Here is a 24567-nt window from a genome sequence, read left to right on the forward strand (position 1 = left end):
TTTAAAGAAAGCGTAATAGCTCACTGGTCGAGTCGGTCTGCGCGGAAGATTTAACGGGGCTAAGCACGAAACCGAAGCTTGGGGTGCATCACTTTGTGATGCGCGGTAGAGGAGCGTTCCGTAAGCCTGCGAAGGTGGATTGAGAAGTCCGCTGGAGGTATCGGAAGTGCGAATGCTGACATGAGTAACGATAATGCGGGTGAAAAGCCCGCACGCCGAAAGCCCAAGGTTTCCTTGCGCAACGTTAATCGACGCAGGGTTAGTCGGTCCCTAAGGCGAGGGCGAAAGCCGTAGTCGATGGGAAGCAGGTTAATATTCCTGCACCTCGCGTAAGTGCGATGGAGGGACGGAGAAGGTTAGGCAGGCCAGGCGTTGGTTGTCCTGGTGAGAGCGTTGAGGCGGTTCCCTTTGGCAAATCCGGGGGAGCAACGTTGAGACGAAGGACCAGCCCTTTAGGGCGAAGCTGCTGATATCACGCTTCCAGGAAAAGCTCCTAAGCTTCAGCTTACGCAGACCGTACCGTAAACCGACACAGGTGGGTAGGATGAGAATTCTCAGGCGCTTGAGAGAACTCGGGTGAAGGAACTAGGCAAAATAGCACCGTAACTTCGGGAGAAGGTGCGCCTCTTCTGGTGAATAGCTGGGGGAGGCCGAAGTGACCAGGCCGCTGCGACTGTTTATCAAAAACACAGCACTCTGCAAACACGAAAGTGGACGTATAGGGTGTGACGCCTGCCCGGTGCTGGAAGGTTAATTGATGGGGTCAGCCGCAAGGCGAAGCTCTTGATCGAAGCCCCAGTAAACGGCGGCCGTAACTATAACGGTCCTAAGGTAGCGAAATTCCTTGTCGGGTAAGTTCCGACCTGCACGAATGGCGTAACGACAGCGGCGCTGTCTCCACCCGAGACTCAGTGAAATTGAAATCGCTGTGAAGATGCAGCGTTCCCGTGGCAAGACGGAAAGACCCCGTGAACCTTTACTATAGCTTTACATTGAACGTTGAGTTCGTCTGTGTAGGATAGGTGGGAGGCTATGAAACTGTGGCGCTAGCTGCAGTGGAGCCATCCTTGAAATACCACCCTGATGTGCTTGACGTTCTAACCTAGGTCCGTTATCCGGATCGGGGACCATGTATGGTGGGTAGTTTGACTGGGGCGGTCTCCTCCCAAAGAGTAACGGAGGAGCACGAAGGTACGCTCAGCGCGGTCGGACATCGCGCACTGTGTGCAAAGGCATAAGCGTGCTTGACTGCAAGATCGACGGATCAAGCAGGTACGAAAGTAGGTCTTAGTGATCCGGTGGTTCTGTATGGAAGGGCCATCGCTCAACGGATAAAAGGTACTCCGGGGATAACAGGCTGATACCGCCCAAGAGTTCATATCGACGGCGGTGTTTGGCACCTCGATGTCGGCTCATCACATCCTGGGGCTGTAGTCGGTCCCAAGGGTATGGCTGTTCGCCATTTAAAGTGGTACGCGAGCTGGGTTCAGAACGTCGTGAGACAGTTCGGTCCCTATCTGCCATGGGCGTTGGAGATTTGAGAGGGGCTGCTCCTAGTACGAGAGGACCGGAGTGGACGAACCTCTGGTGTTCCGGTTGTCACGCCAGTGGCACTGCCGGGTAGCTATGTTCGGAAGCGATAACCGCTGAAAGCATCTAAGCGGGAAGCGCGCCTCAAGATGAGATCTCCCGGGACACAAGTCCCCTAAAGGAACCATCAAGACTAGGTGGTTGATAGGTCAGGTGTGTAAGCGCTGTAAGGCGTTGAGCTAACTGATACTAATGATCCGTGTGGCTTGACCATATAACCTCAAGTGGCTTCGCCTAAGCGAAGACCAACTTAGCCTCGACGCACGTCGATGCTCACTAAACACTCTCTACATCACAAGTAACTACGCGAGACTGAGCGCCTAATCCAGCTGTATCGGATGGCGACGCTCCAACCGTCTCCCTGGTGAAATTAGCGCTGTGGTCCCACCCGATCCCATCCCGAACTCGGAAGTGAAACGCAGCTGCGCCGATGGTAGTGTGGCTTAAGCCATGCAAGAGTAGGTCATCGCCAGGGTCTTACCCCAGACCCCCTCGGATCTCGCGATCCGAGGGGGTCTTCTTTTGCGGGAAATAAAACCCTTAGGAAACCGCGGCCAAGCGCCCGCCCTCATCGAGGCAGGCGCACCTCACGGCGGTGATCGGGAAGCGAGGCAGGAGCGCCCGTCGGCGTGCGGCGATCAGGGCTGGCACGCCGGTAGCTGGCCGAGCACGCGGACCCAAGTCTCACGCGGACACGCCGTCGGACCCGCCTGAACTCCTGAACTCACCCGGCGCATACGCTGCAGTCCACTGGATAAACAGGAGGCGCCGGATCGTCGCTTTTTCACCGGAGATTGCAGGAGCAGATGGCTTCATGGCGGCACGTATCGTTACGCAAGCGAGGTTCGCCATGAAAACGTCCCATATCCATGCTTCGCGCCTGATGCTGTGCGTCGGCTTGCTCGGAATCGCTACCTCGGCCATGGCCCAGCGCTACGGGCCGCAGGACGAGGGCCGTCGCTTCAACGACGGCACGCGCGTGGTGTGCAAGAACGTCGAGGTGCGCAAGAACAGCAAGGATTCCAACCGGATCCTGGGCACCGCGACCGGTGCGGTGGTGGGTGGCCTGCTGGGCAACCAGATCGGTGGCGGCAACGGCAAGAAGCTGGCGACGGTCGGTGGCGCTATCGCCGGCGGCGCCGCCGGTCGCACGATCCAGGGCAATCACCAGATCGACCACGGCGACCGCGTGGTGGAGAAGCAGTGCGTTCGCCGCTGATCCGCAGCGCTTCGTGAGACCAACAGAACGGCCGGGCATTGCCCGGCCGTTCTGCGTTCTGGGCCGGGCGTGGGCGCGGAGGCTGCGGCCAGCGGTGTGTCCTTCGCGAACCCCGCGCGATGGATGATGTGTTCGAATCGGCAGGCTTCACGGGTCAAGTGCTGCGCGCTGAGGCCGCCGCCTGCGCGAACGCCTCGAATGCACGCGCTACCGCTTCCGCACCGGGATCGACCACGCCTTCCAGCGCTTCGGCGCGCACCGCGGCCGAGCGGCCGGCCTGCGCCTTCGCCATCTGCGAAGTGGCGTCCGCGCCCTTGCGTGCCACCGCCGCGGCCGCGGACAGATCCTCAGGCCGTGCGCGCAGCGCCGCGACGGCGGGAATGAGGGCGTCGAGCATGGTGCGATCGCCCTGGCCGGCGCCACCGGTTTCCCGCATGCGGGCGAGGCCGCGCTCCAGCGCCTCGGGCCAGGACGCGCCATCGGTCAGGGCCTGGGCGGCGGAGGTGAGCATGATCGACAGCAACACGCCGCTGGAGCCGCCCATGCTGTGTTCGACCAGCGCCGCCAGTTCCTGGGCGAGCTGCGCCGGCGTGCCCGTGCTCAGCGTCTCGGCCTGCAGCGCCTCGAGAACGGCGCTTGCGCCCTGGGCGAAGGTGGAGCCGGCATCGCCGTCGCCGACCTTGGCATCGAGCGCGTCCAGTTCCTCCTTTGCGGCGACCAGGGTCTCGGCGGCCTGTCTCAGGGCCTGGGCAAGGCCGGCGTCGCGGCGGCCGCTGCCCGGAGTGTGGGTGGCACGGGGACGCTCGGGGTCGAACTGCGTCACCGGCCGCGGCGTGGAAACGCCGGGCCAGGCCAGGGTTTCGACCGGCGCGCGCAGGGCTTCGAGCACGTCGGCATCGGCCGGGCCCAGCGTGATCGAGAAGCCATGCATGTCCATCGAGGTCATCAGCGCGGCGGGGCGCACCATCAGGGCGATGCGGTCCAGGCCGATGCGTGCGATCAGGCCGTTGGCCAGGCTGCCGAGCTCCTGGGTGGAGCAGCCGCCCAGGTCGTTGAGGAACACCACCAGCGGCGCGTCCGCGCCGAGGCGGGCGTCGGCCGCCTCGAGGAGCGGTGCGAGCACCAGGTCGAGCGCGTCCTGGAGCGTCTGCGGATCGGCCTTGCGCGCACCCGGTTCGTTGTGGATGCCCAGGCCGAGTTCGGGCGAGCGCTTGCCCTGGTGCTGGCCGGGCACGGTGGCGCTGGACAGGGCCATGCCCAGCGACAGCAGACGGTCGGCGAAGGCCTGGCCGCGCTCGGCGATCTGTGCCAGTTCCACGCCCTGCGCCGCGAGGTGGCCGACGTACTTGTGCACCAGCACGGTGCCGGCCAGGCCGCGGGGCTGGGCGGCATCGGGCAGGGCGATGTCGTCACGCACCAGCACGGTGGCCACATCGATGCCGTCGCCGCGCGCGCGCTCGGCCGCCAGGCCGAAGTTGAGCCGGTCGCCGGTGTAGTTCTTGATCACCAGCAGCACGCCGGGCGCCGCGCGGCAGGCCTGGATCGCGGCCAGGACCGCCTCGACGCCGGGCGAGGCGAACAACTCGCCTGCGATGGCGCCGGTGAGCATGCCCGGGCCGACGAAGCCGGCGTGCGCGGGCTCGTGGCCGGAGCCGCCGCCGGAGAGCACCGCGACCTTCGAGGCGTCCGGTTCGGCCTGCAGCACGATGCGCATGCCCGAATCGGGCGCGCTCATCCGCAGCGGCATCAGCTGCGCGGTGGCGTTGAGGAGATCGGCGACGATGGCGCGCGGTGCGCCGAGGAACTGCTGCATGCGTCGGTCCTGTGCGGGTGGGGCTTGCGAGCCTAGGACATGACGCGTGAGTCAGGTGCGCAGACAAGGGGGGGCATGCACAATGCCTGTCCCCCTCTCCAGGACGACCCGCACCATGGCCGGAGCCAGCCTGTTCACCCTGCTCGACGATATCGCCACCATGCTCGACGACGTGGCGGTGATGACCAAGGTCGCCGCCAAGAAGACCGCCGGCGTGCTGGGTGACGACCTGGCGCTCAACGCGCAGCAGGTCACCGGCGTGAAGGCCAACCGCGAGCTGCCCGTGGTGTGGGCGGTGGCCAAGGGCTCGCTGCTGAACAAGGCGATCCTGGTGCCGGTCGCGCTGGCGATCAGCGTGTGGCTGCCGGTGGCGATCCCGTATCTGATGATGATCGGCGGCGCCTACCTGTGCTTCGAAGGCGTGGAGAAGCTGGCGCACAAGTTCCTGCACTCGAAGGAGGAGGATGCCGCCCATCACGCGCAGGAGGCGCGCGCCCTTGCCGACGAGCGCGTGGACGTGGTCGCGTTCGAGAAGGACAAGATCAAGGGCGCGGTGCGCACCGACTTCATCCTCTCGGCGGAGATCATCGTGCTGTCGCTGGGCGTGCTGAGCGAGCGCACGCCGCCGCCGACCTTCGTCGAGGAGGTGATCGTGCTGGCGCTGATCGCGCTGCTGATGACCGTGGGCGTCTACGGCCTGGTCGCGGCGATCGTGAAGCTGGACGACCTGGGCCTGTGGCTGTCGCGCAAGGGCGCCTCCCTGGCCGCGATCGGCCGTGGCCTGCTGGTGGCCGCGCCGTTGCTAATGAAGTTCCTGTCCATCGCCGGGACCATCGCCATGTTCCTGGTCGGCGGCGGCATCCTGGTGCACAACATCGGCCCGCTGCACCACCTGCTCGAAGGCCTGGGTCTGAGCGGCGCGGCCGGCGGCGTGGTCGGCATGCTCTACAACGGCCTGGTCGGCGTGCTGGCCGGTGCCATCGTGCTGGGCGTGGTGCAGCTGGTCGGCAGGCTGCGCGGCAAGTCCGCCGCGCACTGAAGGCGTTCGGTCAGGCGGTGCCGCCGCCGCGCCCGCGGCGCACCAGGCACAGCGACACGGCCAGCAGCCAGCCCAGGATCAGCACGATCACCGACTTCTGCCCCAAGCCGGTGAGCGGCGGCGGGCACCAGGCCATCGCCCAGATCGCCAGGAAGCACAGCGCCGCCCAGGGCAGCGCCCAGCGCCGATGCGCGCGCCAGTAGGCGTCGTGGCGGAAGTTGTAGGACTGCCAGATCAGCCCGATCGTGGCGCAGACGAACGCGGTGCTGGCCGCGCCGATGTGGATGCGTCCCTGCAAGGTGGTGTGCGCACCGGGCATGTCCATCCAGGCGTAGGCGGTGATGCACAGCGCCAGCGCGGCGGTCACCAACAGCGCCATCGGGATGCGGCCGCGCGCGCGCGGATGCAGGCTGCCGCGCAGGCCGAACACCAGCGCCAGCATGCCGACGCTGAGCACGCAGTACGCCGACTGCAGCAGATGGCCCCAGGGCCCGATCAGATACAGGCTCATCTGGTTGCGGACCACGTCCAGGTCCGGGCGCAGCAGGTGTACGACCACGGTGATGGTGACGAAGGTCGCCAGGCTCACCAGGGCCACGCCCGGCCACAGCGGATTGACCCGCCCGTGCGGCGTCGAGGAGGAAGCGAAGGCGGAGGCGAGCGGCGCCGGTCCTGGCATGGGGGCGGTCTGGCGATGACATTGCTTCGTGCAATCCGCTGATTCTATCCCCGGCGCGGGCCCGCCCGATCCCGGATCGCTCACGCGGCGCTGGCTAGCATGCGGGCCTGTGTTGGTTGGAGGATGGGTCATGGCGTTCAAGGCGTTGCTGGTGAACAGGGTGGACGGCGCGGTGCGGCCGCAGCGGGTGTCGCTGGAGGACAGCGACCTGATGGACGGCGACGTCACCGTCGCGGTCGAGTACTCCACGATCAACTACAAGGACGCGCTGGCGGTGACAGGCCGTGCGCCGATCATGCAGGTGTTCCCGTTGATTGCCGGTATCGATCTGGCCGGGCGTGTGCTCGAATCGGCGGATCCCCGCTTCAAGCGGGGGGATGCGGTGCTGGTCAACGGCTGGGGCCTGAGCCAGACCCACCACGGCGGCTTCGCCCAGCGCGCGCGGGTCCCCGGCGACTGGCTGGTGCGCGTGCCGGACGCTTTCGACACGCGCCAGGCGATGGCGATCGGCACCGCGGGCTACACGGCGATGCTCAGCGTGCTGGCGCTGGAGCACAACGGCCTGACCCCCGATGCGGGCGAGGTGCTGGTCACCGGCGCCAATGGCGGCGTGGGTTCGGTGGCCATCGCCGTGCTGGGCAGGCTGGGCTATCGCGTGGTCGCCTCGACCGGGCGCATGGCCGAAGCCGAGCATCTCAAGTCACTCGGCGCGGTCGAAGTGATCGAACGCGGTCCGCTGGGCGAACCTGGCAAGCCGCTGCAGAAGGCGCGCTGGGCCGGCGCGGTGGACAGCGTCGGCAGCCATACCTTGGCCAACGTGCTGGCGCAGACCCGCGAGCGCGGCACGGTCACCGCCTGCGGCTTGGCCCAGGGCATGGACCTGCCGACGACGGTGGCGCCCTTCATCCTGCGCAACGTCACCCTGGCGGGCATCAATTCGGTCGATGCGCCGCAGGCGCTGCGCGAAACCGCCTGGCAGCGCCTGGCCCGCGACCTGGATCCGGCGCTGCTGGCCTCGGTCACCACGCAGGTCTCACTGGCCGAAGTGCCGCGGGTGGCCGACGACCTGCTTGCCGGCAAGGTGCGCGGGCGCGTGGTGGTGGACGTCAATGCCTGAGTCGGCCCTGGGCAGGGCGCCCGCGATGACGCAGGTGCTGTTAGCGGGTGCGACCGGGCTGGTCGGCGGCCTGGTCCTGTCGCAGCTGCTGCTGGACGAGCGGGTCACGCGGGTGGTGGCGCCGACCCGCCGCCCGCTGCCGATGACCCACGCGCGCCTGTTCAATCCGGTGGTGGACTTCGACGCGCTGCCGGCCGATGCGGACTGGTGGCGGGTGGACAGCGTGATCTGCGCGCTGGGCACGACGATGCGGCAGGCCGGTTCGCGCGCGGCGTTCAGGCGGGTGGATCACGACTATCCGGTGGCGATCGCGCGCCATGCGCTGTCCGGCGGGGCGCTGGCCTATGCGTTGAACTCGGCCACCGGCGCCGATGTCGCCTCGCGCTTCTTCTACAACCGGGTCAAGGGCGAGGTGGAGCGCGATCTGGACGCGTTGGGCTATCTGTCGCTGACGGTGGTGCGTCCCGGGCTGATCGAAGGCGAGCGCACGCAACGCCGCACCGGCGAACACCTGGCTGGCCTGGCGCTGCACGCGCTCGCGCCCGTGTTGCCACGCCGCTTCCGGCCCAGCCCTGCCGACCATGTCGCCGCGGCGCTGGTCGACGCGGCCCTGAATGCGCGTCCCGGCCATCACGTGATCGAAGCCGCACAACTGGCGCGCTGATCCACGCGCGCGTCGGTGGCGGGTTGGTCACGGCTGCAACCATGCGCGGCGGAGTCTGTCTTCGGTGTTATAAAGCACGCCGTTTTTAACGGATCGGTAACGCGCATGACGCTCTGGAACCCCCGCCCACAGGCGCGCCGCATGGCGCCGGTGCTGTGCCTGCTGGCTACCGCCATCGCCATGCCCCTGCAGGCGGCCGAATTCAAGCTCGCCGACGGGGAGGTCACCGGGACCTGGACCACCCGCGCGACCTACGGCATGGGTGTGCGCACGACCGGGCGCTCGGCGCATCTGGTCGGCAAGGGCTTCCGCTCCGATGGCGCGGCCAAGGGCGGCGACGGCGCCGATACCGCGGACGACGGCAACCTCAACTACGGCGCCGGCGATGTGTATGCCTCGCTGTTCAAGCTCAGCACCGCGGTCGACCTGAAGTGGCGCAATCTCGGCGTGGCCGTCAGTGGCCGCGCCTGGTACGACACCGCACTGAAGGACAACGACGTGCCGCAGGGCAACCAGCCCAGCGCGTTCAAGGGCGACGCGCCGCTGAGCGACCATGACTTCTCCCAGTCCAACCAGTTCTCCGGCGCGATGCTGCTGGACGCCTATCTTTACGGCCGCTTCAAGCTGGGCGCGTCCACCACCTGGGATTCGCGCCTGGGCAAGCAGCGGGTGAAGTGGGGTGAAGGGGTGTTCTTCCAGGGCGTCAACCAGGTCAATCCCTACGACTACACCACGCTGCGCCGCCCGGGAACCGACCCGGCCACCGAAGCGCAGCTGCCGGTGGAGCTGTGGTGGAACAAGCTCAGCTTCGACAACGGCCTGTCGGTGGAGGCCTTCTACCAGTGGAAGTGGCGCCCGACCGAACTGGATCCGTGCGGCACCTTCTGGTCCGGCGCGGACATCGGCATCGACAACGGCTGTTCGGGCCTGCAATCCAACGCCTATTACCCGATCAACGCCTACTCGCCCGGCGCGGGGCAGTGGCTGAGCGATGGCTACATGAACGCCGTCGGCGCCTTCCTGCCGCGCGGTCGCGACATCGAGGGCAAGGACAGCGGCCAGTACGGCGTGGCGGCGCATTACACGATCAAGCCCATCGCCACCGACCTGGGCCTGTACTGGATGCGCTACAACTCGCGCCTGCCGATCCTCAACGCCACCACGCCGAACATGGCCAACGCCGATCCGACCCTGGTCGCGCGCATGACGGCCGACGGCGTGCCGGTGGCCTATGCCCAGCTGTCCCAGCGCCTGTCCACGATCACCGAGTTCTGGGAGTACCCGCAGGACCTGACGCTGATGGGGCTGTCGGCCTCGCACAAGGCCGGCCCGTGGAAGTTCGCCGGCGAGGTCAGCTTCACCCAGGACCTGCCGGTGCAGATCAACACGGCCGACATGTTCGCCGCCCTGACGCGCAACGGCGGGCCGGTCGGCGGGCGCACCGCCGGACAGGACCCGGGCTCGCTGCTCAGGGGCTACGACCGCTTCGACAAGTGGCAGGCGCAGGCCTCGGTTACGCGCACGCTGGGGCCGGTGCTGGGCGCCAGCAGCGGCGTCATCGTCGGCGAGGCGGCCTGGCAGCACGTGGATCTGCCCGGGCTGGATGTCGCCCGCTATGGCCGTGGCTTCGCCTGGGGCTATTCGCCGCAGGGCTTCGACGGCAGCTGCGGCGCGGTGCAGAACCCGCAGGGCTGCGTGAACAAGGGCTACTTCACCAAGATGGCCTGGGGCTACCGCGTGCGCGGCCAGCTCAACTATGCCGTGGGCAGCACCACGCTCTCGCCCAGCCTGACCTGGGGCCAGGACGTGCACGGTTACGCGGTGGACGCCACCGTGGTGCAGGACCGCAAGACGGTCACGCTGGGGCTGGCGGCGAAGTTCGCCGGCAACGCCTTCGCCTCGGTGGCCTATACCAACTACCTGGGTAACAACCCGTACGACGTGCTGGCCGACCACGACAACGTGGTGATGGCGATCGGCACCACGTTCTGAGCAGGGAGGGTGCCGTGCCGCCGGTCGGCGGCCCGGCATGCCCGTTCAACCCGCGCAGCGCGTGCCCGGGCCGGGCGCTTCGGCCTGCACGCATTCGCGCACCTGCATGTCCAGGCCCTGGAACACGCGCTGCTCGCCGGCGCCCAGGCTGAACTGGTCCACCGACGTGCGTGCACAGGCGCGCTTGTCGCCGGTGCCGCCGCGACAGGTCTCCTCGAACAGCTGGTAATGGCAGCGCCCACTGGCGCTGCGCACGCACTGGAACGTCGCCGAGCCGGCCTCGCGCGTGGTCCGGCTGAACAGCGTATCCACGCCATCGCGCTGGCTGCGCGTGATGGACGTGCTGCTGCTGCCGTCGTGGCAGCCGAACAGCGCAAGCATGCAGTAGAACATCGAGGTCAACAGGCGCATGGCGCGCTCCTTGTCATGTGATCGGTGGGCCGGCACGCAGGCAGGCCGGGGCTGGCCGTCCCGCTGGGCCAGGATGCAAAACCGTCGTCGCGCCGCCCGAGACCGGCGCGCGGCGACGCGCTACATGCCCTTGAACAAGCCCATGAACGGCTGGCTGACGGTCAGCAGTTCCGGGCGGTTGCGCAGCTTCAACTGGCCCTTGCCGGTGTCGTCGCGGATCACCGAGGCCACGGCCTTGAGGTTGACGATGGTGGAGCGGTGGATCTGCTTGAACACCGCCGGATCCAGCACGCCCAGGAGCTCGCGCAGCGGCGTGCGCAGCAGCGCCTCGCCCTCCGCGGTCATCACCACGGTGTACTTGTGGTCGGCACGGAAGTACGCGACGTCGTCGATCAGGATCAGCCGCGTCTCGCGCCCGGTGCTGGCCGTCACCCACGCCAGCGGCGCGGCCGCGGGACGCGCGCTCGGTGCGAGCCGCCGCAGCAGCGCATCCAGCACGGCGACATCCGGCGCCGACGGCTGGGTACGCGCCTGCAGGCGCTGCACGGTGGCGTCCAGGCGGTCGCGCGTGACCGGCTTGAGCAGGTAATCGACCGCGCCGTGTTCGAAGGCTTGCACCGCGTACTGGTCGTAGGCGGTGACGAACACGACCTGCGTGCGCGGGCTGGCATCGGCGGCCGCGCGCGCCACCTCGATGCCGGTCAGGCCCGGCATGCGGATATCGAGGAAGGCCACGTCCGGCTGGCGCTCGGCGATGGCTTCCAGCGCGCTGGCGCCATCGCTGCATTCGGCGCCGATCCCCAGCTGTGGCCACGCCTGGCGCAGCTGCGCGACCAGCGCGGCGCGCAGCAGATCCTCGTCTTCGGCGACCACGCACTCAGCCATGGGCGTCGGCTCCGGCGCTGGCCTGTTCGGCCGGCAGCGGCGGTGGCGCGACCGGCGCAGGCGAGGGCGATGGCGGCACGAGCGCCGGCTGCGGGCGTGGCAGCACCAGCGTGGCGGCCACGCCCGCGGGAAAGTTGGAGGTCAGCGAGAAGCTCGCCGCATGGCCGTAGATCAGGCGCAGGCGTTCGCGCAGGTTGGTCAGGCCGATGCCGGTGCCGCCGTTGTGCGCGCCGCCGAGGCCCAGGCCGTCATCGGCCACGGTCACCGCGATGCCGTCGTCGACGCTGCGCGCCATGATCCACAGCGTGCCGCCGCCGGGCTTGGGCTCCAGGCCGTGCTTGATGGCGTTCTCCACCAGGGTCTGCAGCATCATCGACGGCAGCGGCACGCCCTTGAGCGCGTCGGGCACCTCGATGCGCGGGTCCAGGCGTGGCCCCATGCGGATCTTGAGGATCTCCAGGTAGGCGCGGGTGCGCTCCAGTTCCTCGCCCAGCGGCGACATCGCGTTTTCCTCGCGCGGCAGCGAGCGGCGCAGGTACTGGATCAGGTGCCCCAGCATCTGTTCGGCGCGCGGCGGGTCGGCGGCGGCCAGCACCTGCGCATTGGCCAGCGTGTTGTAAAGGAAGTGCGGCTCCACCTGCGCCTGCAGCAGGTTCAGGCGCGCCTGGGTGAGTTCCTTCTCGGTGGCGTTGTGCGCGGCGGCGGCCTGTTCGGCGCGGCGGCGCTCGGCCACGCGCCGGGCGATGGCTCGGGTGAGCGATTCGATGTGCTCGTAGTTGACGCCCTTGTCCACGGTGTACAGGTCGCGCCAGGCGCCGGCATCGGGCTCGCAACGCAGGCTGGCGCGGCAGGTGCCCTCGCCCGGCATGATGGTGATCAGCACTTCGTCGCGCTTGATCGCGCACAGCGCTGGCAGGTTGTACCAGGCGATCCTGCGCTGTGGTCCGAAGCCCGGACGTGGCACCTGGCCCTGGATGCGCAGGCTGTCGTGGACGATCTGCAGCGCGGTGATGCGTGGCAGTTCGCGCACCGCGCCTTCCAGCAGGGCGAAGGCGGCATCGGCTTCCATCGGAAGGTCGACCACGCGGCGCTGGCGGTTGGACAGGGTCGCCGCGTCCAGTTCGTCGGCCATGCCCCGGACGCGATGCAGGTGATCGATCACGCGGATGAGCGCCGAGAGCAGCAGCCCGATCGCCAGCAGCCAGAAGATGACCCCCGGCGGCGCCTGGAACTGGTGGAAGAACGCCGCCCACAGCGGGAAGGCGATGGCCAGCGTCAGCAGCCACGCGCCCATGACACGAACGAAGAAGAAGAAGCGCGGAAGCATGGTGACGACCCCTGGGGAAACCTGTTGCGGCCGAGCATACCCAGCGCCCCCTGGAGCACCAGCCCGGACGCGACCAGTCCCCGGAATCGGCGACGAAAGGCCGGTTCGCGGGGACCAGATCCATGCCGTCCATCGATGACGTCCCCCATTTGCGCCGCCCGGAGCGTCCGCGACCCTTGGCATCCAGCCCGCCGCGCGCCTGCGCGCGGGTGCTTGCGGATCCACGGCCGATGCCCAGGACACCGCCCGCTCGTCGGTGTCCGCGTCCACCGCCGTGCCGCTGGCCGCGTACAAGCCAGCAGCGCCGTCGGCCCAGGCCGCCGCCGGGCCTTGGCTCGGCCAAGCCGCTGCCCGCGCGCCCCGCGGGGCCTGCGCCCGCTTCCTGGCGGACAGGCCCGGGTCGGCGCCAGCGCGGTGACGACGCCCGGCACTTCACCTGGGGCGGGGCGATCACCGGGGCCGCCGCCGTGCGGACGGGCTCAAAGCGGCGCGTGTTCTTCCTTGTAGATCCGCAGTCCGCGCGCCTGGTAGTTGGCCAGGGCGGCCGGGTGGTCGAGGGTGCAGGTATGCACCCAGACGCGTTCGGTGCCCGGCCAGTCCCAGGCGGCGCGGATGGCGTGGCTCAGCAGCGCGCCACCGAAGCCGCGGCCCAGGAACGCGCCGGCCAGGCCGAAGTAGCGGATCTCGACGTCGCGGCCGTCCGGGCGGTACAGCTCGTAGTAGCCGGCGATGGCGCCGCGGTGGTGGGCAACCCAGGTGCGGTGGGCCTCCTGTTCCACCAGGGCCCGCCAGTCGGCCTCGCTCCAGCGATCCAGGTCGCGCCACGCCCAGGCCTTGCCGACCAGGCCATAGAGAAAGCGGTTGAGTTCGGGCTGCGGCACCTCGCATTCGACGATCCGCAGGTCGGGACGCTGCGGCGTCTCCCGCAGCGCCTCCGGCGAGGTCATCTCCAGATAGAAGGTGGTGTGGTGCTGCGCCATCCGGCGGCTCCCTGGGAAGGCCAGGCCCGATTGTGGCCAAGGCGACGGTGCCCGCGCGAGGGGGCGTGTCGCCGGTGTCGGCTGCGGCCGCCCTCGCGGCAGGCACGACGGTCCCTTCAGGATCGCGTCCATCCCGATAGTCAGGCTGTACACGCGGCAGCCGTCCGGAGAGAGGTCCGTGTCGTTGCCGGGTTGGCCCTGCGCATCGAGGCGGAGCCCTCGGCCGCCTGCGGAACACCGCGCGTCGCCGCCTCGGGTAGCGGGACCCACGGGCGGTTTCCCCGCGTGTCCCTCGTGCGCGACGGCGTGCGGGTCCGGTCGAATGTGACCCGTTGGACACCTGTGCCTGGGACGGGCGCCGCGATGGACGCCCCATCCGCCGGCGGATGGTGGGATGGACAAATTCTCGCCAATCGCCGGCACGCGTGCGCTGCGTCCGCCGCATGCCCGACCCCGGCGGCTGCGGCCTGGAAATCGCGCCGACGCATCGCTTGACGGCTGTCATCGAATCGTGGCATTTGGTTCACACGTCTTTTATCGCGGCGTTCGTAGATTCGATTCGAGCGGCGTCCCACGGACTTCCCGTCCGCCACGCTTCTCCCTCTCACCCGCGTCACGTCGCCGGTCGCTCAATGGCTTGGCGGCGGTTCCTTGCTCTGCGCTCGTCCGCTGTTGCTGTCAGGTCTCCTCTCTTTCGTTCCTGCGACGGATGTTCGATCCCCCATGTCTGCGTCTGTGCTGCCCGAGATTCCGCGCCCCCTGAAGACCACGCCCAGCGCCGTGCTGCCGCTGCCGCACGAGGCGCTGCGCGCCCGCGATGCGCGCGGCCGGTTCGCGCCGCGCGCGGCCAACGATCCCGATGCGGTGCGCCCCGGCGCCTCGGCGCGCCGGACCTCGCTGTTCGTGACCTCGGAAATGGCCGACTTCATCAAGGCCGGCGGCCTGGGCGATGTCGCCGCCTCACTGCCGCGCGCGCTGCGTCACCGCTACGACGCGCGCGTGCTGATTCCCGGCTACCGCGCCGTGCGCGCCAAGGCGGGCAAGCTGGAGATGGTGGGCCGGATCGCGGCCAAGGCCGGTCTGCCCGCCTGCGCGCTGGGCTACACCACGCTGGCCGATGGCCTGCCGGTCTATGTGCTGATCTGTCCGGAGCTGTTCGAGCGGGAGGGCTCGCCCTACGTCTCCAGCCTGGGCGCGGAGTGGGAAGACAACGCGGTGCGGTTCGCCACGCTCTCGCACGCCGCCGCCGAGATCGCCGGCGGGCGCGCCGGGCTGGAGTGGACCCCGGACCTGCTGCACCTCAACGACTGGCCGTGCGCGCTGGCCTCGGCCTACGTGAAGTGGTCCGGTGGCAGCACGCCCTGCCTGCTGACCATCCACAACCTGGCCTACCAGGGCCTGTTCCCGCATGCGGTGGCACCGCTGCTGGGCATCCCCGACGCGGCGCGCGAGGACCTGGAGTTCTATGGCCAGATGTCCTTCCTGCGCGGGGGCATCGTGCATGCCGCGCACGTGAACACCGTCAGCGTCAGCTACGCGGCGCAGATCACGCTGCCGGCGATGGGCTGCGGCCTGGACCGGCTGCTGGCGCGCCGCGCCGCGGCCGGTGGGCTGACGGGCATCCTCAACGGTATCGACGCCAGCTGGGATCCGAGCACCGACAACCACCTGCAGGCGCATTTCAACCTGCACGACTGGGCCGGGCGCCAGGCCAACGCGCGCCAGGTGCGGCGCGAGTTCGGCCTGCCCGAGCGCGACGGCCCGCTGTTCGCCGTGGTCTCGCGCCTGGTCCACCAGAAGGGGCTGGACCTGATCTGCGAGGTCGCCCCGCAGATCGTCGCCGCCGGTGGGCAGATCGTGGTGATCGGCGGTGGCGAGCCGCAGATCGAGCAGAGCGTGCTGGCGCTGACGCGCCGCTACCCCGGTCATGTCGGCGCCTTCATCGGCTTCGAGGAACAATTGGCTCGGCGCATGTTCGCCGGCTCGGATTTCCTGTTGATGCCTTCCCGTTTCGAACCCTGTGGTCTGAGCCAGATGTATGCCCAGCGCTTCGGCAGCCTGCCCATCGCCCACGCCACCGGCGGGCTGATCGACACGGTGGACGATGGCGTGACCGGCTTCCTGTTCCAGGAGCCGTCGGCCGACGCGCTGCGCCGCTGCCTGGCGCGCGCCTTCCGCACCTTCCGCCTGCCGGGCCTGATCCAGGCCATGCGCCGCGCGGCCATGCTCAAGCCCAGCGGTTGGGACGTGGCGGGCAGCAAGTACCTGGCCCTCTACGACCGCACCGCGGCCCTGGCATGAGTGAATCGGATCCGGCCGGACAGATGGCAAAGCTGACCCTGGCGCACGACGGCGACGCAGGGCACGGCCGTGGCGAGGCGCCGCTCGATCCGCGCCTGCAGGCCCTGGTCGATGGACACGAGAGCGACCCGTTCGCCCTGCTCGGCCCGCGCGCCACGGCGCGGGGCGGCATGCGGATCACCGCGATGGCGCAGGGGGCCGAGGCCATGGCCGTGCTCAACGCGCAGGGCAAGGTGGTGGCGCTGATGCGCTGCGTGCATCCGGCCGGCCTGTTCGAGGCGGAACTGCCCACGCAGATGGCCTACCGCCTGCGCATCGCCTGGCCCGAGGCGCTGGAGGAGATCGAGGATCCGTACCGCTTCGGCCCGGCCCTGAGCGACGACTGGCTGCAGGGCATCGTGTCGGGCGATGGCGAATCGGCGCGGCAGGCGCTGGGCGCGCACCGGGTGACGCACGAGGGCGTGGATGGGGTGCGCTTCGCGGTGTGGGCGCCGAACGCGCGCCGCGTGTCGGTGGTCGGCGACTTCAACGGCTGGGACGGGCGCCGCCATCCGATGCGCCTGCGCCACCATGGCGGGGTATGGGAGCTGTTCCTGCCCGGCATCGCGGCGGGCAGGCGCTACAAGTACGAGATCACCGCGGCCGACGGCACCCGCCTGCCGCACAAGGCCGACCCGCTGGCCCGCCAGTGCGAGCTGCCGCCGGCCACCGCCTCGGTGGTGCCGCAGGCCGAGGCCTTCGCCTGGACCGACGACGACTGGATGGCCCGGCGCGCCGCGCGCGCGACCACGCCCGAGCCCATCGCGATCTATGAGCTGCATGCCGGCTCCTGGCGCCTGCGCGAGGACGGCAGGCACATGAACTGGGACGAGCTGGCCGATGCGCTGATCCCCTACGTGCAGTGGCTGGGCTTCACCCATATCGAACTGCTGCCGATCACCGAGTATCCCTTCGGCGGCTCCTGGGGCTATCAGCCACTGGGCATGTACGCGCCGACCGCGCGCTACGGCAGTCCGGAAGGGTTCGCCCGCTTCGTGGAGGCCTGTCACAACGCCGGCATCGGCGTGATCCTGGACTGGGTCAGCGCGCATTTCCCCAACGATGCGCACGGCCTGCAGCGCTTCGACGGCACCGCGCTGTACGAGCACGCCGATCCGCGCGAGGGCTTCCACAAGGACTGGAACACCCTGATCTACAACTACGGGCGGCACGAGGTCTCGGCCTACCTGGTGGGCAGCGCCCTGGAGTGGATCGAGCGTTACCACATCGATGGGCTGCGGGTGGATGCGGTGGCCTCGATGCTCTACCGCGACTACAGCCGCAACGAAGGCGAGTGGGTACCCAACCAGCACGGCGGCCGCGAGAACCTGGAGGCGGTGGAGTTCATCCGCCGGCTCAACAGCGAAGTCGGCCGCCGCTTCCCCGGCGTGATGATGATCGCCGAGGAGTCCACCGCCTGGGGCGGGGTGACGCAGCCGCCGGAGCACGGCGGTTTGGGCTTCACCCACAAGTGGAACATGGGCTGGATGCACGACACGCTCGAATACATGAAGCGCGATCCCATCCACCGCAAGCATCACCACAGCGAGATGACCTTCGGCATGGTCTATGCGTTCTCCGAACGCTTCGTGCTGCCGCTCTCGCACGATGAAGTGGTGCATGGCAAGGGCTCGCTGCTCACCCGCATGCCGGGCGATGCCTGGCAGCGCTTCGCCAACCTGCGGGCGTATTTCGGCTTCATGTGGGCGCATCCGGGCCGCAAGCTGCTCTTCATGGGCGGCGAGTTCGGCCAGTGGTCGGAGTGGAACCACGACACGCAGCTGGACTGGGGGCTGATGCAGCAGCACGAGCATCACGGCCTGGCGCAGCTGGTGGGCGATCTCAACCGCCTGCTGCGTGCCGAGCCGGCGCTGTACCGCAACGACCACATGCCCGAGGGCTTCGACTGGTCGGTGGGCGACGACCATGCCAACAGCGTGTTCGCCTTCGTCCGCTTCGATCGCGACACCGGCGGCGCGCCGGTGCTGGCGGTGAGCAACTTCACCCCGATGCCGCGCTACGGCTACCGGGTCGGCGTGCCGCTCGCGGGACAGTGGCGCGAGATCCTCAACACCGACAGCGGCCACTACGGCGGTTCCAACGTCGGCAACGCCGGGGCGGTGAGCACCGAGCCGGTGCCCATGCACGGGCACGCGCAATCGCTCTCGCTGGCGTTGCCGCCGCTTTCCACCATCTGGCTGCGGGCCGTCTGATGCCGGGCCAGGGGGAGCATCCGGGCAGTTCGTGGCTCGGCGCGGTCGCATGCGCCGATGGGCAGACGCGGTTCCGGCTCTGGGCGCCGGATGCGCGCCAGGTGCGGCTGGAGGTGGAAGGACAGGGCCCGCAGCCGATGACGCGGCGCGAGGACGGCAGCTTCGACACCGTCCTGCCGCTGCCACCCGGCACGCGCTATCGCTACCGCATCGACGATGCCGAGCCGGTGCCGGACCCCGCCTCGCGCTGGCAGCCAGAGGGCGTGCACGGCCCGAGCGAAGTCATCGATGCGCGTGCCTACGCGTGGCGGCATGCCGACTGGCAGGGCCGCCCTTGGCGCGAGGCGGTGATCTACGAACTGCACGTGGGCACCAGCGGCGGCTACGCCGGGGTGATGGCGCAGCTGCCGCGCCTGGTGGAGCTGGGCATCACCGCCATCGAGCTGATGCCGCTCAACGCCTTCCCCGGCACGCGCAACTGGGGTTACGACGGCGTGCTGCCGTATGCGCCGGCAGCCGCCTACGGCCGTCCGGACGAACTCAAGGCGCTGATCGACGCAGCCCACGGCCACGGCCTGATGGTGCTGCTGGACGCGGTCTACAACCACTTCGGTCCGGACGGCAACTACCTGCACCAGTACGCGGAAGGCTTCTTCAACGCCGACGCGCACACGCCCTGGGGCCCGGCCATCGACTTCCGCCAGGAGGCCGTGCAGCGCTACTTCATCGACAACGCGCTGATGTGGCTGCACGAGTACCGCTTCGACGGCCTGCGCCTGGACGCGGTGCATGCGATCATGCCCAACGATTTCCTGGAGACCCTGCGCCAGGCCATCGTCGCCAGCGTGGACGAAGGCCGACATGTGCACCTGGTGCTGGAGAACGAGGCCAACCAGGCCGCCCGCCTGGCCGACGGCTATACCGCGCAGTGGGACGACGACTTCCACAACGCCCTGCACGTGCTGCTGACCGGCGAGGACGAGGGGTACTACGCTGCCTTCGCCGACGACGCCAGCGGGCATCTGGCGCGCGTGCTGGGGGAGGGCTTCGCCTACCAGGGCCAGCCCGACCCGCGCGGCCATGTGCGCGGCGAGCCCTCGGGCCATCTGCCGCCGACCAAGTTCGTGGTGTTCGCGCAGAACCACGATCAGATCGGCAACCGCGCGATGGGCGATCGCCTGATCACCCAGGTCGCCCCGTCGGCGCTGCGCGTGGCGCTGGCGCTGACCGCGCTGACGCCGATGATCCCGCTGTTCTTCATGGGCGAGCCCTGGGGGGCGCGCCAACCGTTCCAGTTCTTCACCGATTACCAGGCGCCGCTGGACGAGGCCGTGCGCGAGGGCCGGCGACGCGAGTTCGCGCAGTTCGCGGCCTTCGCCAATCCGGCGGTGCGCGCCAGCATCCCGGATCCCAACGCGGTGCAGACCTTCGAGGTGTCCAGGGTGGACATCGGCGAGTCGCTGCGCGGCGAGGGCGCGGCGTTCGCCGGCTGGTTCGCGCAGCTGTTGCAGGTGCGCGCCACACAGCTGGTGCCGCATCTGGATCAGGCGCGCGCGCTGGGCGCGCAGGTGCTGGCGCCGGGCGCCATCGTCGCGCGCTGGCAGCTGGGCGCGGCGGTGCTGCAGGTGGAATTCAACCTGGGCACCGCGCCGCTGACCGTGCCCGTGCCGGCCGGCGCGCGTCTGCTGCATGCCGAAGGCGCCGATGCCGGCAGCGATGCCCTGGGCCCGAACTCCTTGCGCGCGTGGTGGCAGGACGCGCAGGCATGAGCGCCGACGCGCTGCATGCGCTGGCGGACGCCGCCGGCCTGCTGGTCGACTGGGTCGACGTGGCCAGCCAGCCGCGCACGGTGGCCGATACGACGCTGCGCGCCGTGCTCGAGGCGATGGAACTGCCCTGCGCCACGCCGGCGCAATGCGCCGACAGCCAGCGCCGGCTGGAGGCCCTGCAGGGCAGGCCGGCCCTGCGCACCGCGGTGGTCGATGCGCCGGTGGCCCTCGAGGGTCGGCCCGGCGCCCCGTACAGGCTGCTCGATGAGCATGGCCAGGCCCAGGAAGGACGCTTCGACGAGCAGGGCGCGCTCGGCCCTGTCGCCGTGCCCGGCTACTACCGCGTGCTGTGCGAAGGCGCCGGCGAGGACGGCATCGCGCTGGCCGTCGCGCCGACGCGCTGCTGGTCGGTGGCCGATGCCTGCGGGATGGCGCAGCCGCGCGCCTGGGGCGTGGGCCTGCAGGTCTATTCGGCGCGCACGCCGCTGGATGCCTCCATCGGCGATGCCCAGGGTGCGCTGGACTGGGCGCGGCGCGTGGCCGCCGCCGGCGGCGATGCCCTGGCGCTGAGCCCGATCCACGCCGCGCGGCCGCTGCAGCACCATTACAGCCCGTATTCGCCCAGCGACCGGCGCTTCTTCGATCCGCTGTACGCCGCGCCGGCCCTGGTGCTGGGCGATGCGCTGGCGCAACAGGCCCTGCGGACAGCCGGACTCGAGGCGCGCTTTGCCCAGTTGAATACGGCCGCGCTGGTGGACTGGCACGGCGGCGCGCAGGCCAAGTGGGCCTGGCTGCGCGCGTTGCACCAACAGCCCTTGCCCGACGCGCTGCAGACGGATCTGCAGGCCTTCATCGCCGAGGGCGGGCCGGAACTGGAACAGCACGTCGCCTTCGCCGCCGCCGATGCCGGCGATGGCGACCCGGGCCTGCACCGCTACGCCCAGTGGCTGGCCGCGCGCAGCTGGCAGGACGCGCAACAGCAGGCCCGTGCGGCGGGCATGCGCCTGGGCCTGATCAGCGACCTGGCGGTGGGCTTCGATCCGCATGGCGCCGAGGCCGCGGCCTGGCCGCAGGCGGTGCTGCACGGCCTGGTGCTGGGCGCGCCACCGGATGCCTTCAATGCCGACGGCCAGGCCTGGGGGATCGGCAGCTATTCGCCGGCCGGGCTTCGCGCCAGCGGCTTCGCGCCGTTCATCGCCCTGTTGCGCGCGGTGATGCGCGGGCGCGGCGGCGTGCGCATCGATCACATCCTGGGCCTGCTGCGTCTGTGGGTATTGCCCGAGGGTGGCAGCGCCGGTGACGGCGTGTACCTGCGCTATCCGTTCGAGGATCTGCTGCGGCTGCTGGCGCTGGAATCCTGGCGGCAGCGCTGCATCGTGATCGGCGAGGACCTGGGCGTGGTGCCCGACGGCCTGCGCGACGTGCTGGCCGCGCACGGCGTGCTGGGCATCGACGTGCTGATGTTCACCCGTGACGCGGACGGTGCCTTCCTGCCGCCCGCGCGGTGGCGCCGCTCCGCGGTGGCCACCACCACCACCCACGACCTGCCGACCCTGGCCGGCTGGCGCATGGGCCGCGACCTGGACTGGCGCGAGCAACTGGGCACCGGCGGCCGGATCGACCGCGCCGCCGAAGACGCCCAGCGCAGCCAGGACGTCGCGCGCCTGCAGGCGCAGGTCCGCGCCGACGGCGACGATGGCGACACGCTGGCCGGCTGGCTGGCCTTCGCCGCGCACAGCCCGGCACCGCTGGCGCTGCTGCCGGCCGAGGACGCGCTGGAGCTGGAGGAGCAGCCCAACCTGCCCGGCGTGGTCGAAGGCCATCCCAACTGGCGCCGGCGCCTGCCGCAGGACACGCCACACCTGGATGCGGCGCTGGCCGCGTTCGCCACCGCACGCGGCGAGGGGACGCCATGACCGAGTTACGCGCCACCGCGCGCCTGCAGCTGCATGAAGGCTTCACCCTGCACGATGCCGCCGCGCAGGTGCCGTACTACGCGCAACTGGGCGTGAGCCATCTCTATCTGTCGCCGATCGGCACGGCCGTGGCCGGCTCGACCCATGGCTACGATGTCACCGACCCGACCCGCGTCAATCCCGAGCTGGGCGGCGAAGAAGCGCTGATGGCGCTGCACGCGGCGGTGCGCGCGCACGACATGGGCCTGCTGCTGGACATCGTGCCCAACCACATGGCCGCCCATGCCACCAATCCTTGGTGGTGGGACGTGCTCAAGCATGGTCGCCGCAGCAAGCATGCCGACTGGTTCGACATCGACTGGCGCAGCCCCGGCCACGACGGCAAGCTCTGGCTGCCGGTGCTGGACCGGCCCTACGCGCAGGCGCTCGCCGAAGGCGCGCTCAAGCTGGGCGTGTCCGCGGCAGGCGAGCTGCAGCTGGAGCACCACGACGCCTGCTTCCCGGTGCGCGTGGACGGCGCGGCGGTCCCTGCGGACCTGGCGCTGCGCCGCGACTGGGCCTGGCGCATCAGCCAGGGCACCGCGCGCGGGGAGAGCACGCTGCACCGGCTGCTCGAACGCCAGTCCTATCGGCTGGCGTGGTGGGCGGTCGGCAACGACATGGTCAATTACCGGCGCTTCTTCGACATCACCTCGCTGGCGGCCATCCGCGTGGAGCGGCCGGACGTGTTCGCCGCCGTGCACGCGCTGTCGCTGCGGCTGATCGCCGAGGGCGTGCTCGACGGCCTGCGCCTGGACCACGTCGATGGCCTGGCCGATCCGCGCGGCTACCTGCGCCGGCTGCGCGCGCAGGTCGACAAGGCCGGGCGCAAGCGCGGCCTGCGCCCGGGCAAGGTGACCCTGCTGGTGGAGAAGATCCTGGCGCCGGGCGAGACGCTGCCGCGCGACTGGCCGGTGCAGGGCACCACCGGCTACGACTTCATGGACCAGGTCTCCGGCGTGCTGCACGATGCCGCTGGCGAAGCGCCGCTCACCGAGTTGTGGCGGCGCGTCAGCGGGCGCAGCGGCGACTTCGCGCGGGAAGAATTCCAGGCGCGCGGCGAGATCCTCGATGCGTCGCTGCAGGCCGAGTTCACCCGCGCCCAGCAGGCCGCGGCGGCCTGCGCGCATCTGGACCCGGCCTGCCGCGAGTTCAGCCCGCAGATGATGGGCAAGGCGCTGGCGGCGGTGATGCGGCGCTTCCCCGTGTACCGCACCTATGCCGGCAACGACGGACTGGACGCGGGCGATGCGGCGCTGTTCGATCGCGCCGCGCAGGCCGCGCGCGAACACGCCAATCCACGCGTGCAGGCCGCGATCGACGCGCTGCAGCGCTGGATGCACGATGATCCGGCGACGCCCAACGTGCAGCGCAGCCTGCGCCGCGTGCTGCGCCGGCGGCTGGAGCAGCTGTCCGCGCCGCTCAACGCCAAGTCGGTGGAGGACACCGCCTTCTACCGCCACGGCGTGCTGCTGTCGCGCAACGAGGTCGGCTCGCACCCGCAGCACCTGGCGACCGATCCGCAGGTCTTCCACGCCAGCGTCCAGGCGCACGCCGCCGGCCACCAGCGCGCGATGCTGGCCACCGCCACCCACGACCACAAGCGTGGCGAGGATGTGCGCATGCGCCTGGCGGTGCTGAGCAGCCGCGCGCCATGGTGGGCCGAACAGGTGGAGACCTTCAATACGCTGGCGGGCGCGCGCATCGGCGCGGAAGCGTGTTCGCCTGGCGATGCGCTGATGCTGTGGCAGACCCTGGTCGGCGCCTGGCCGCTGGAGCTGGGCGTGGACGATGCCGATGGCCTGGCGGCGTTCGCCGAGCGCGTGGCCCAGTGGCAGACCAAGGCCCTGCGCGAGGCCAAGCTGCGCAGCACCTGGACCGAGCCGGACGAGGCCTATGAAGCCGCCGCGCGCGCCCTGCTCGACCTGGCCCTGGTCGAGGCGGACGGCAAGGCGCTGCGCACGGCCCTGCACGGCGCCGCGCAGGCGATCGGCGCGGCCGGCGCGGTCAACGGCCTGGCGCAGGCGACGCTGCGGCTGACCGCGCCCGGCGTGCCCGATCTCTATCAGGGCACCGAAGGCTGGGACCTGTCGCTGGTCGATCCGGACAACCGCCGGCCGGTGGACTTCGACCTGCGCCGCCGCTGGCTGGCCGATGAGGCGTCCTGGCCCGCGCTGCTGCAGGACTGGCGCAGTGGCCAAGTCAAGGCGCGGCTGGTCGCGCTGCTGTTGCAGCTGCGCGCGCGGCTGCCCGAACTGTTCGCCCGCGGCGACTACCGCGTGCTGCACGCCGAAGGCGCGCGCGCCGAGCAGGTGCTGGCCTTCCGCCGCCAGCACGAGGGCCAGCGCCTGGTGGTCGCGGTGCCGCGGCTGGCGGCCGAGGGCCTCGTCGACGCGGACGTACCGCAGTTGCCGGCAGACTGGTGGCAGGATGGGGCGCTGCCCGTTCCCGATGGCACCTGGCATTGCCTGCCCGATGGTCGGCAGCTGCAGGTACAGTCAGGGCGCATCGCGCTGTCCGAGTTGTTCGCCCATGCCCCGGTGGCCGTGCTGGTCGCCCCTGAATGACGTGTCG

The 24567-nt window shown here is 69.8% G+C and carries 16 protein-coding genes and 2 rRNA genes (1 of these 18 cut by a window edge); 12 read left to right on the forward strand and 6 right to left on the reverse strand.

The features are described from left to right. From LAJ50_RS02060 to LAJ50_RS02070, 3 genes are all read left to right on the forward strand, one after another. Nucleotides 1-1804 (forward strand): 23S ribosomal RNA (locus tag LAJ50_RS02060) (it extends 1063 nt beyond the left edge of the window). A gap of 146 nt (nt 1805-1950) precedes the next feature. Next, nucleotides 1951-2065, forward strand: a 5S ribosomal RNA gene (gene rrf, locus LAJ50_RS02065). A gap of 375 nt (nt 2066-2440) precedes the next feature. After that, complete coding sequence (locus LAJ50_RS02070) at nt 2441-2809, forward strand: glycine zipper 2TM domain-containing protein (protein ID WP_138651984.1); 369 nt, start codon at nt 2441-2443, stop codon at nt 2807-2809. A gap of 154 nt (nt 2810-2963) precedes the next feature. On the opposite strand, the gene LAJ50_RS02075 is transcribed toward LAJ50_RS02070, so the two are convergent. Then, complete coding sequence (locus tag LAJ50_RS02075) at nt 2964-4622, reverse strand: dihydroxyacetone kinase subunit DhaK (RefSeq protein WP_138651986.1); 1659 nt, start codon at nt 4620-4622, stop codon at nt 2964-2966. A gap of 115 nt (nt 4623-4737) precedes the next feature. Here LAJ50_RS02075 and LAJ50_RS02080 point away from each other — a divergent pair, with 115 nt between their 5' ends. Continuing rightward, nucleotides 4738-5661: a DUF808 domain-containing protein gene (locus tag LAJ50_RS02080; RefSeq protein ID WP_130550371.1), complete on the forward strand. Its 924-nt coding sequence runs from the start codon at nt 4738-4740 to the stop codon at nt 5659-5661. A 10-nt stretch (nt 5662-5671) separates the two neighbouring features. Here LAJ50_RS02080 and LAJ50_RS02085 read toward each other — a convergent pair whose 3' ends face one another. Beyond that, the gene (locus tag LAJ50_RS02085; RefSeq protein WP_171044553.1) at nt 5672-6340 is read right to left on the reverse strand and encodes a DUF998 domain-containing protein; all 669 of its coding nucleotides are present in this window, start codon (nt 6338-6340) and stop codon (nt 5672-5674) included. Between the two features lie 130 nt (nt 6341-6470). On the opposite strand from LAJ50_RS02085, the gene LAJ50_RS02090 reads away from it, so the two are divergent. The 3 genes from LAJ50_RS02090 to LAJ50_RS02100 all read left to right on the forward strand — a co-directional run bounded on the left by LAJ50_RS02090 (nt 6471) and on the right by LAJ50_RS02100 (nt 10113). Continuing rightward, nucleotides 6471-7457, forward strand: coding sequence for an MDR family oxidoreductase (locus tag LAJ50_RS02090; protein ID WP_138651990.1), 987 nt, complete (start codon nt 6471-6473; stop codon nt 7455-7457). Continuing rightward, nucleotides 7450-8121, forward strand: coding sequence for an NAD-dependent dehydratase (locus tag LAJ50_RS02095; protein ID WP_224096438.1), 672 nt, complete (start codon nt 7450-7452; stop codon nt 8119-8121). The genes LAJ50_RS02090 and LAJ50_RS02095 overlap by 8 nt, the downstream gene beginning before the upstream one ends. Before the next feature lie 105 nt (nt 8122-8226). Beyond that, a complete protein-coding gene (locus LAJ50_RS02100; protein ID WP_138651992.1) occupies nt 8227-10113 on the forward strand; it encodes a DUF1302 domain-containing protein in 1887 nt (628 codons plus the stop codon). A gap of 45 nt (nt 10114-10158) precedes the next feature. Here the strand turns inward: LAJ50_RS02100 and LAJ50_RS02105 are convergent, their stop codons facing one another. The 4 genes from LAJ50_RS02105 to LAJ50_RS02120 all read right to left on the reverse strand — a co-directional run bounded on the left by LAJ50_RS02105 (nt 10159) and on the right by LAJ50_RS02120 (nt 13716). Further along, the gene (locus tag LAJ50_RS02105; protein ID WP_138651994.1) at nt 10159-10524 is read right to left on the reverse strand and encodes a hypothetical protein; all 366 of its coding nucleotides are present in this window, start codon (nt 10522-10524) and stop codon (nt 10159-10161) included. A 120-nt stretch (nt 10525-10644) separates the two neighbouring features. Next, on the reverse strand, nt 10645-11409 hold the full coding sequence (locus tag LAJ50_RS02110) for a LytTR family DNA-binding domain-containing protein (protein ID WP_138651996.1): 765 nt from the start codon (nt 11407-11409) through the stop codon (nt 10645-10647). Beyond that, on the reverse strand, nt 11402-12736 hold the full coding sequence (locus tag LAJ50_RS02115; RefSeq protein WP_138651998.1) for a histidine kinase: 1335 nt from the start codon (nt 12734-12736) through the stop codon (nt 11402-11404). The genes LAJ50_RS02110 and LAJ50_RS02115 overlap by 8 nt, the downstream gene beginning before the upstream one ends. 479 nt (nt 12737-13215) lie before the next feature. Then, nucleotides 13216-13716: a GNAT family N-acetyltransferase gene (locus LAJ50_RS02120; RefSeq protein WP_130550378.1), complete on the reverse strand. Its 501-nt coding sequence runs from the start codon at nt 13714-13716 to the stop codon at nt 13216-13218. A 723-nt stretch (nt 13717-14439) separates the two neighbouring features. Here LAJ50_RS02120 and glgA point away from each other — a divergent pair. Genes glgA through treY form a run of 5 tightly spaced genes read left to right on the forward strand, consistent with a single transcriptional unit; the run spans nt 14440 to nt 24560 of the window. Then, nucleotides 14440-16017 carry a glycogen synthase GlgA gene (glgA, locus tag LAJ50_RS02125; protein ID WP_130550379.1) on the forward strand — a complete coding sequence of 526 codons (1578 nt, stop codon included), beginning with the start codon at nt 14440-14442 and terminating at the stop codon, nt 16015-16017. Then, nucleotides 16014-18269, forward strand: a complete 2256-nt coding sequence (gene glgB / locus LAJ50_RS02130) for a 1,4-alpha-glucan branching protein GlgB (RefSeq protein WP_343227974.1) — start codon at nt 16014-16016, stop codon at nt 18267-18269. Before glgA ends, glgB begins: the two co-directional genes overlap by 4 nt. Then, on the forward strand, nt 18269-20038 hold the full coding sequence (gene treZ / locus LAJ50_RS02135; protein ID WP_138652000.1) for a malto-oligosyltrehalose trehalohydrolase: 1770 nt from the start codon (nt 18269-18271) through the stop codon (nt 20036-20038). Before glgB ends, treZ begins: the two co-directional genes overlap by 1 nt. Continuing rightward, nucleotides 20035-21954, forward strand: coding sequence for a 4-alpha-glucanotransferase (locus LAJ50_RS02140; protein WP_130550382.1), 1920 nt, complete (start codon nt 20035-20037; stop codon nt 21952-21954). The genes treZ and LAJ50_RS02140 overlap by 4 nt, the downstream gene beginning before the upstream one ends. Next, complete coding sequence (treY, locus tag LAJ50_RS02145) at nt 21951-24560, forward strand: malto-oligosyltrehalose synthase (RefSeq protein WP_138652002.1); 2610 nt, start codon at nt 21951-21953, stop codon at nt 24558-24560. The genes LAJ50_RS02140 and treY overlap by 4 nt, the downstream gene beginning before the upstream one ends. Nucleotides 24561-24567: the final 7 nt, after the last annotated feature.

The organism is Pseudoxanthomonas sp. X-1, from assembly GCF_020042665.1.
In the GTDB taxonomy this organism is placed as follows: domain Bacteria; phylum Pseudomonadota; class Gammaproteobacteria; order Xanthomonadales; family Xanthomonadaceae; genus Pseudoxanthomonas_A; species Pseudoxanthomonas_A spadix_A.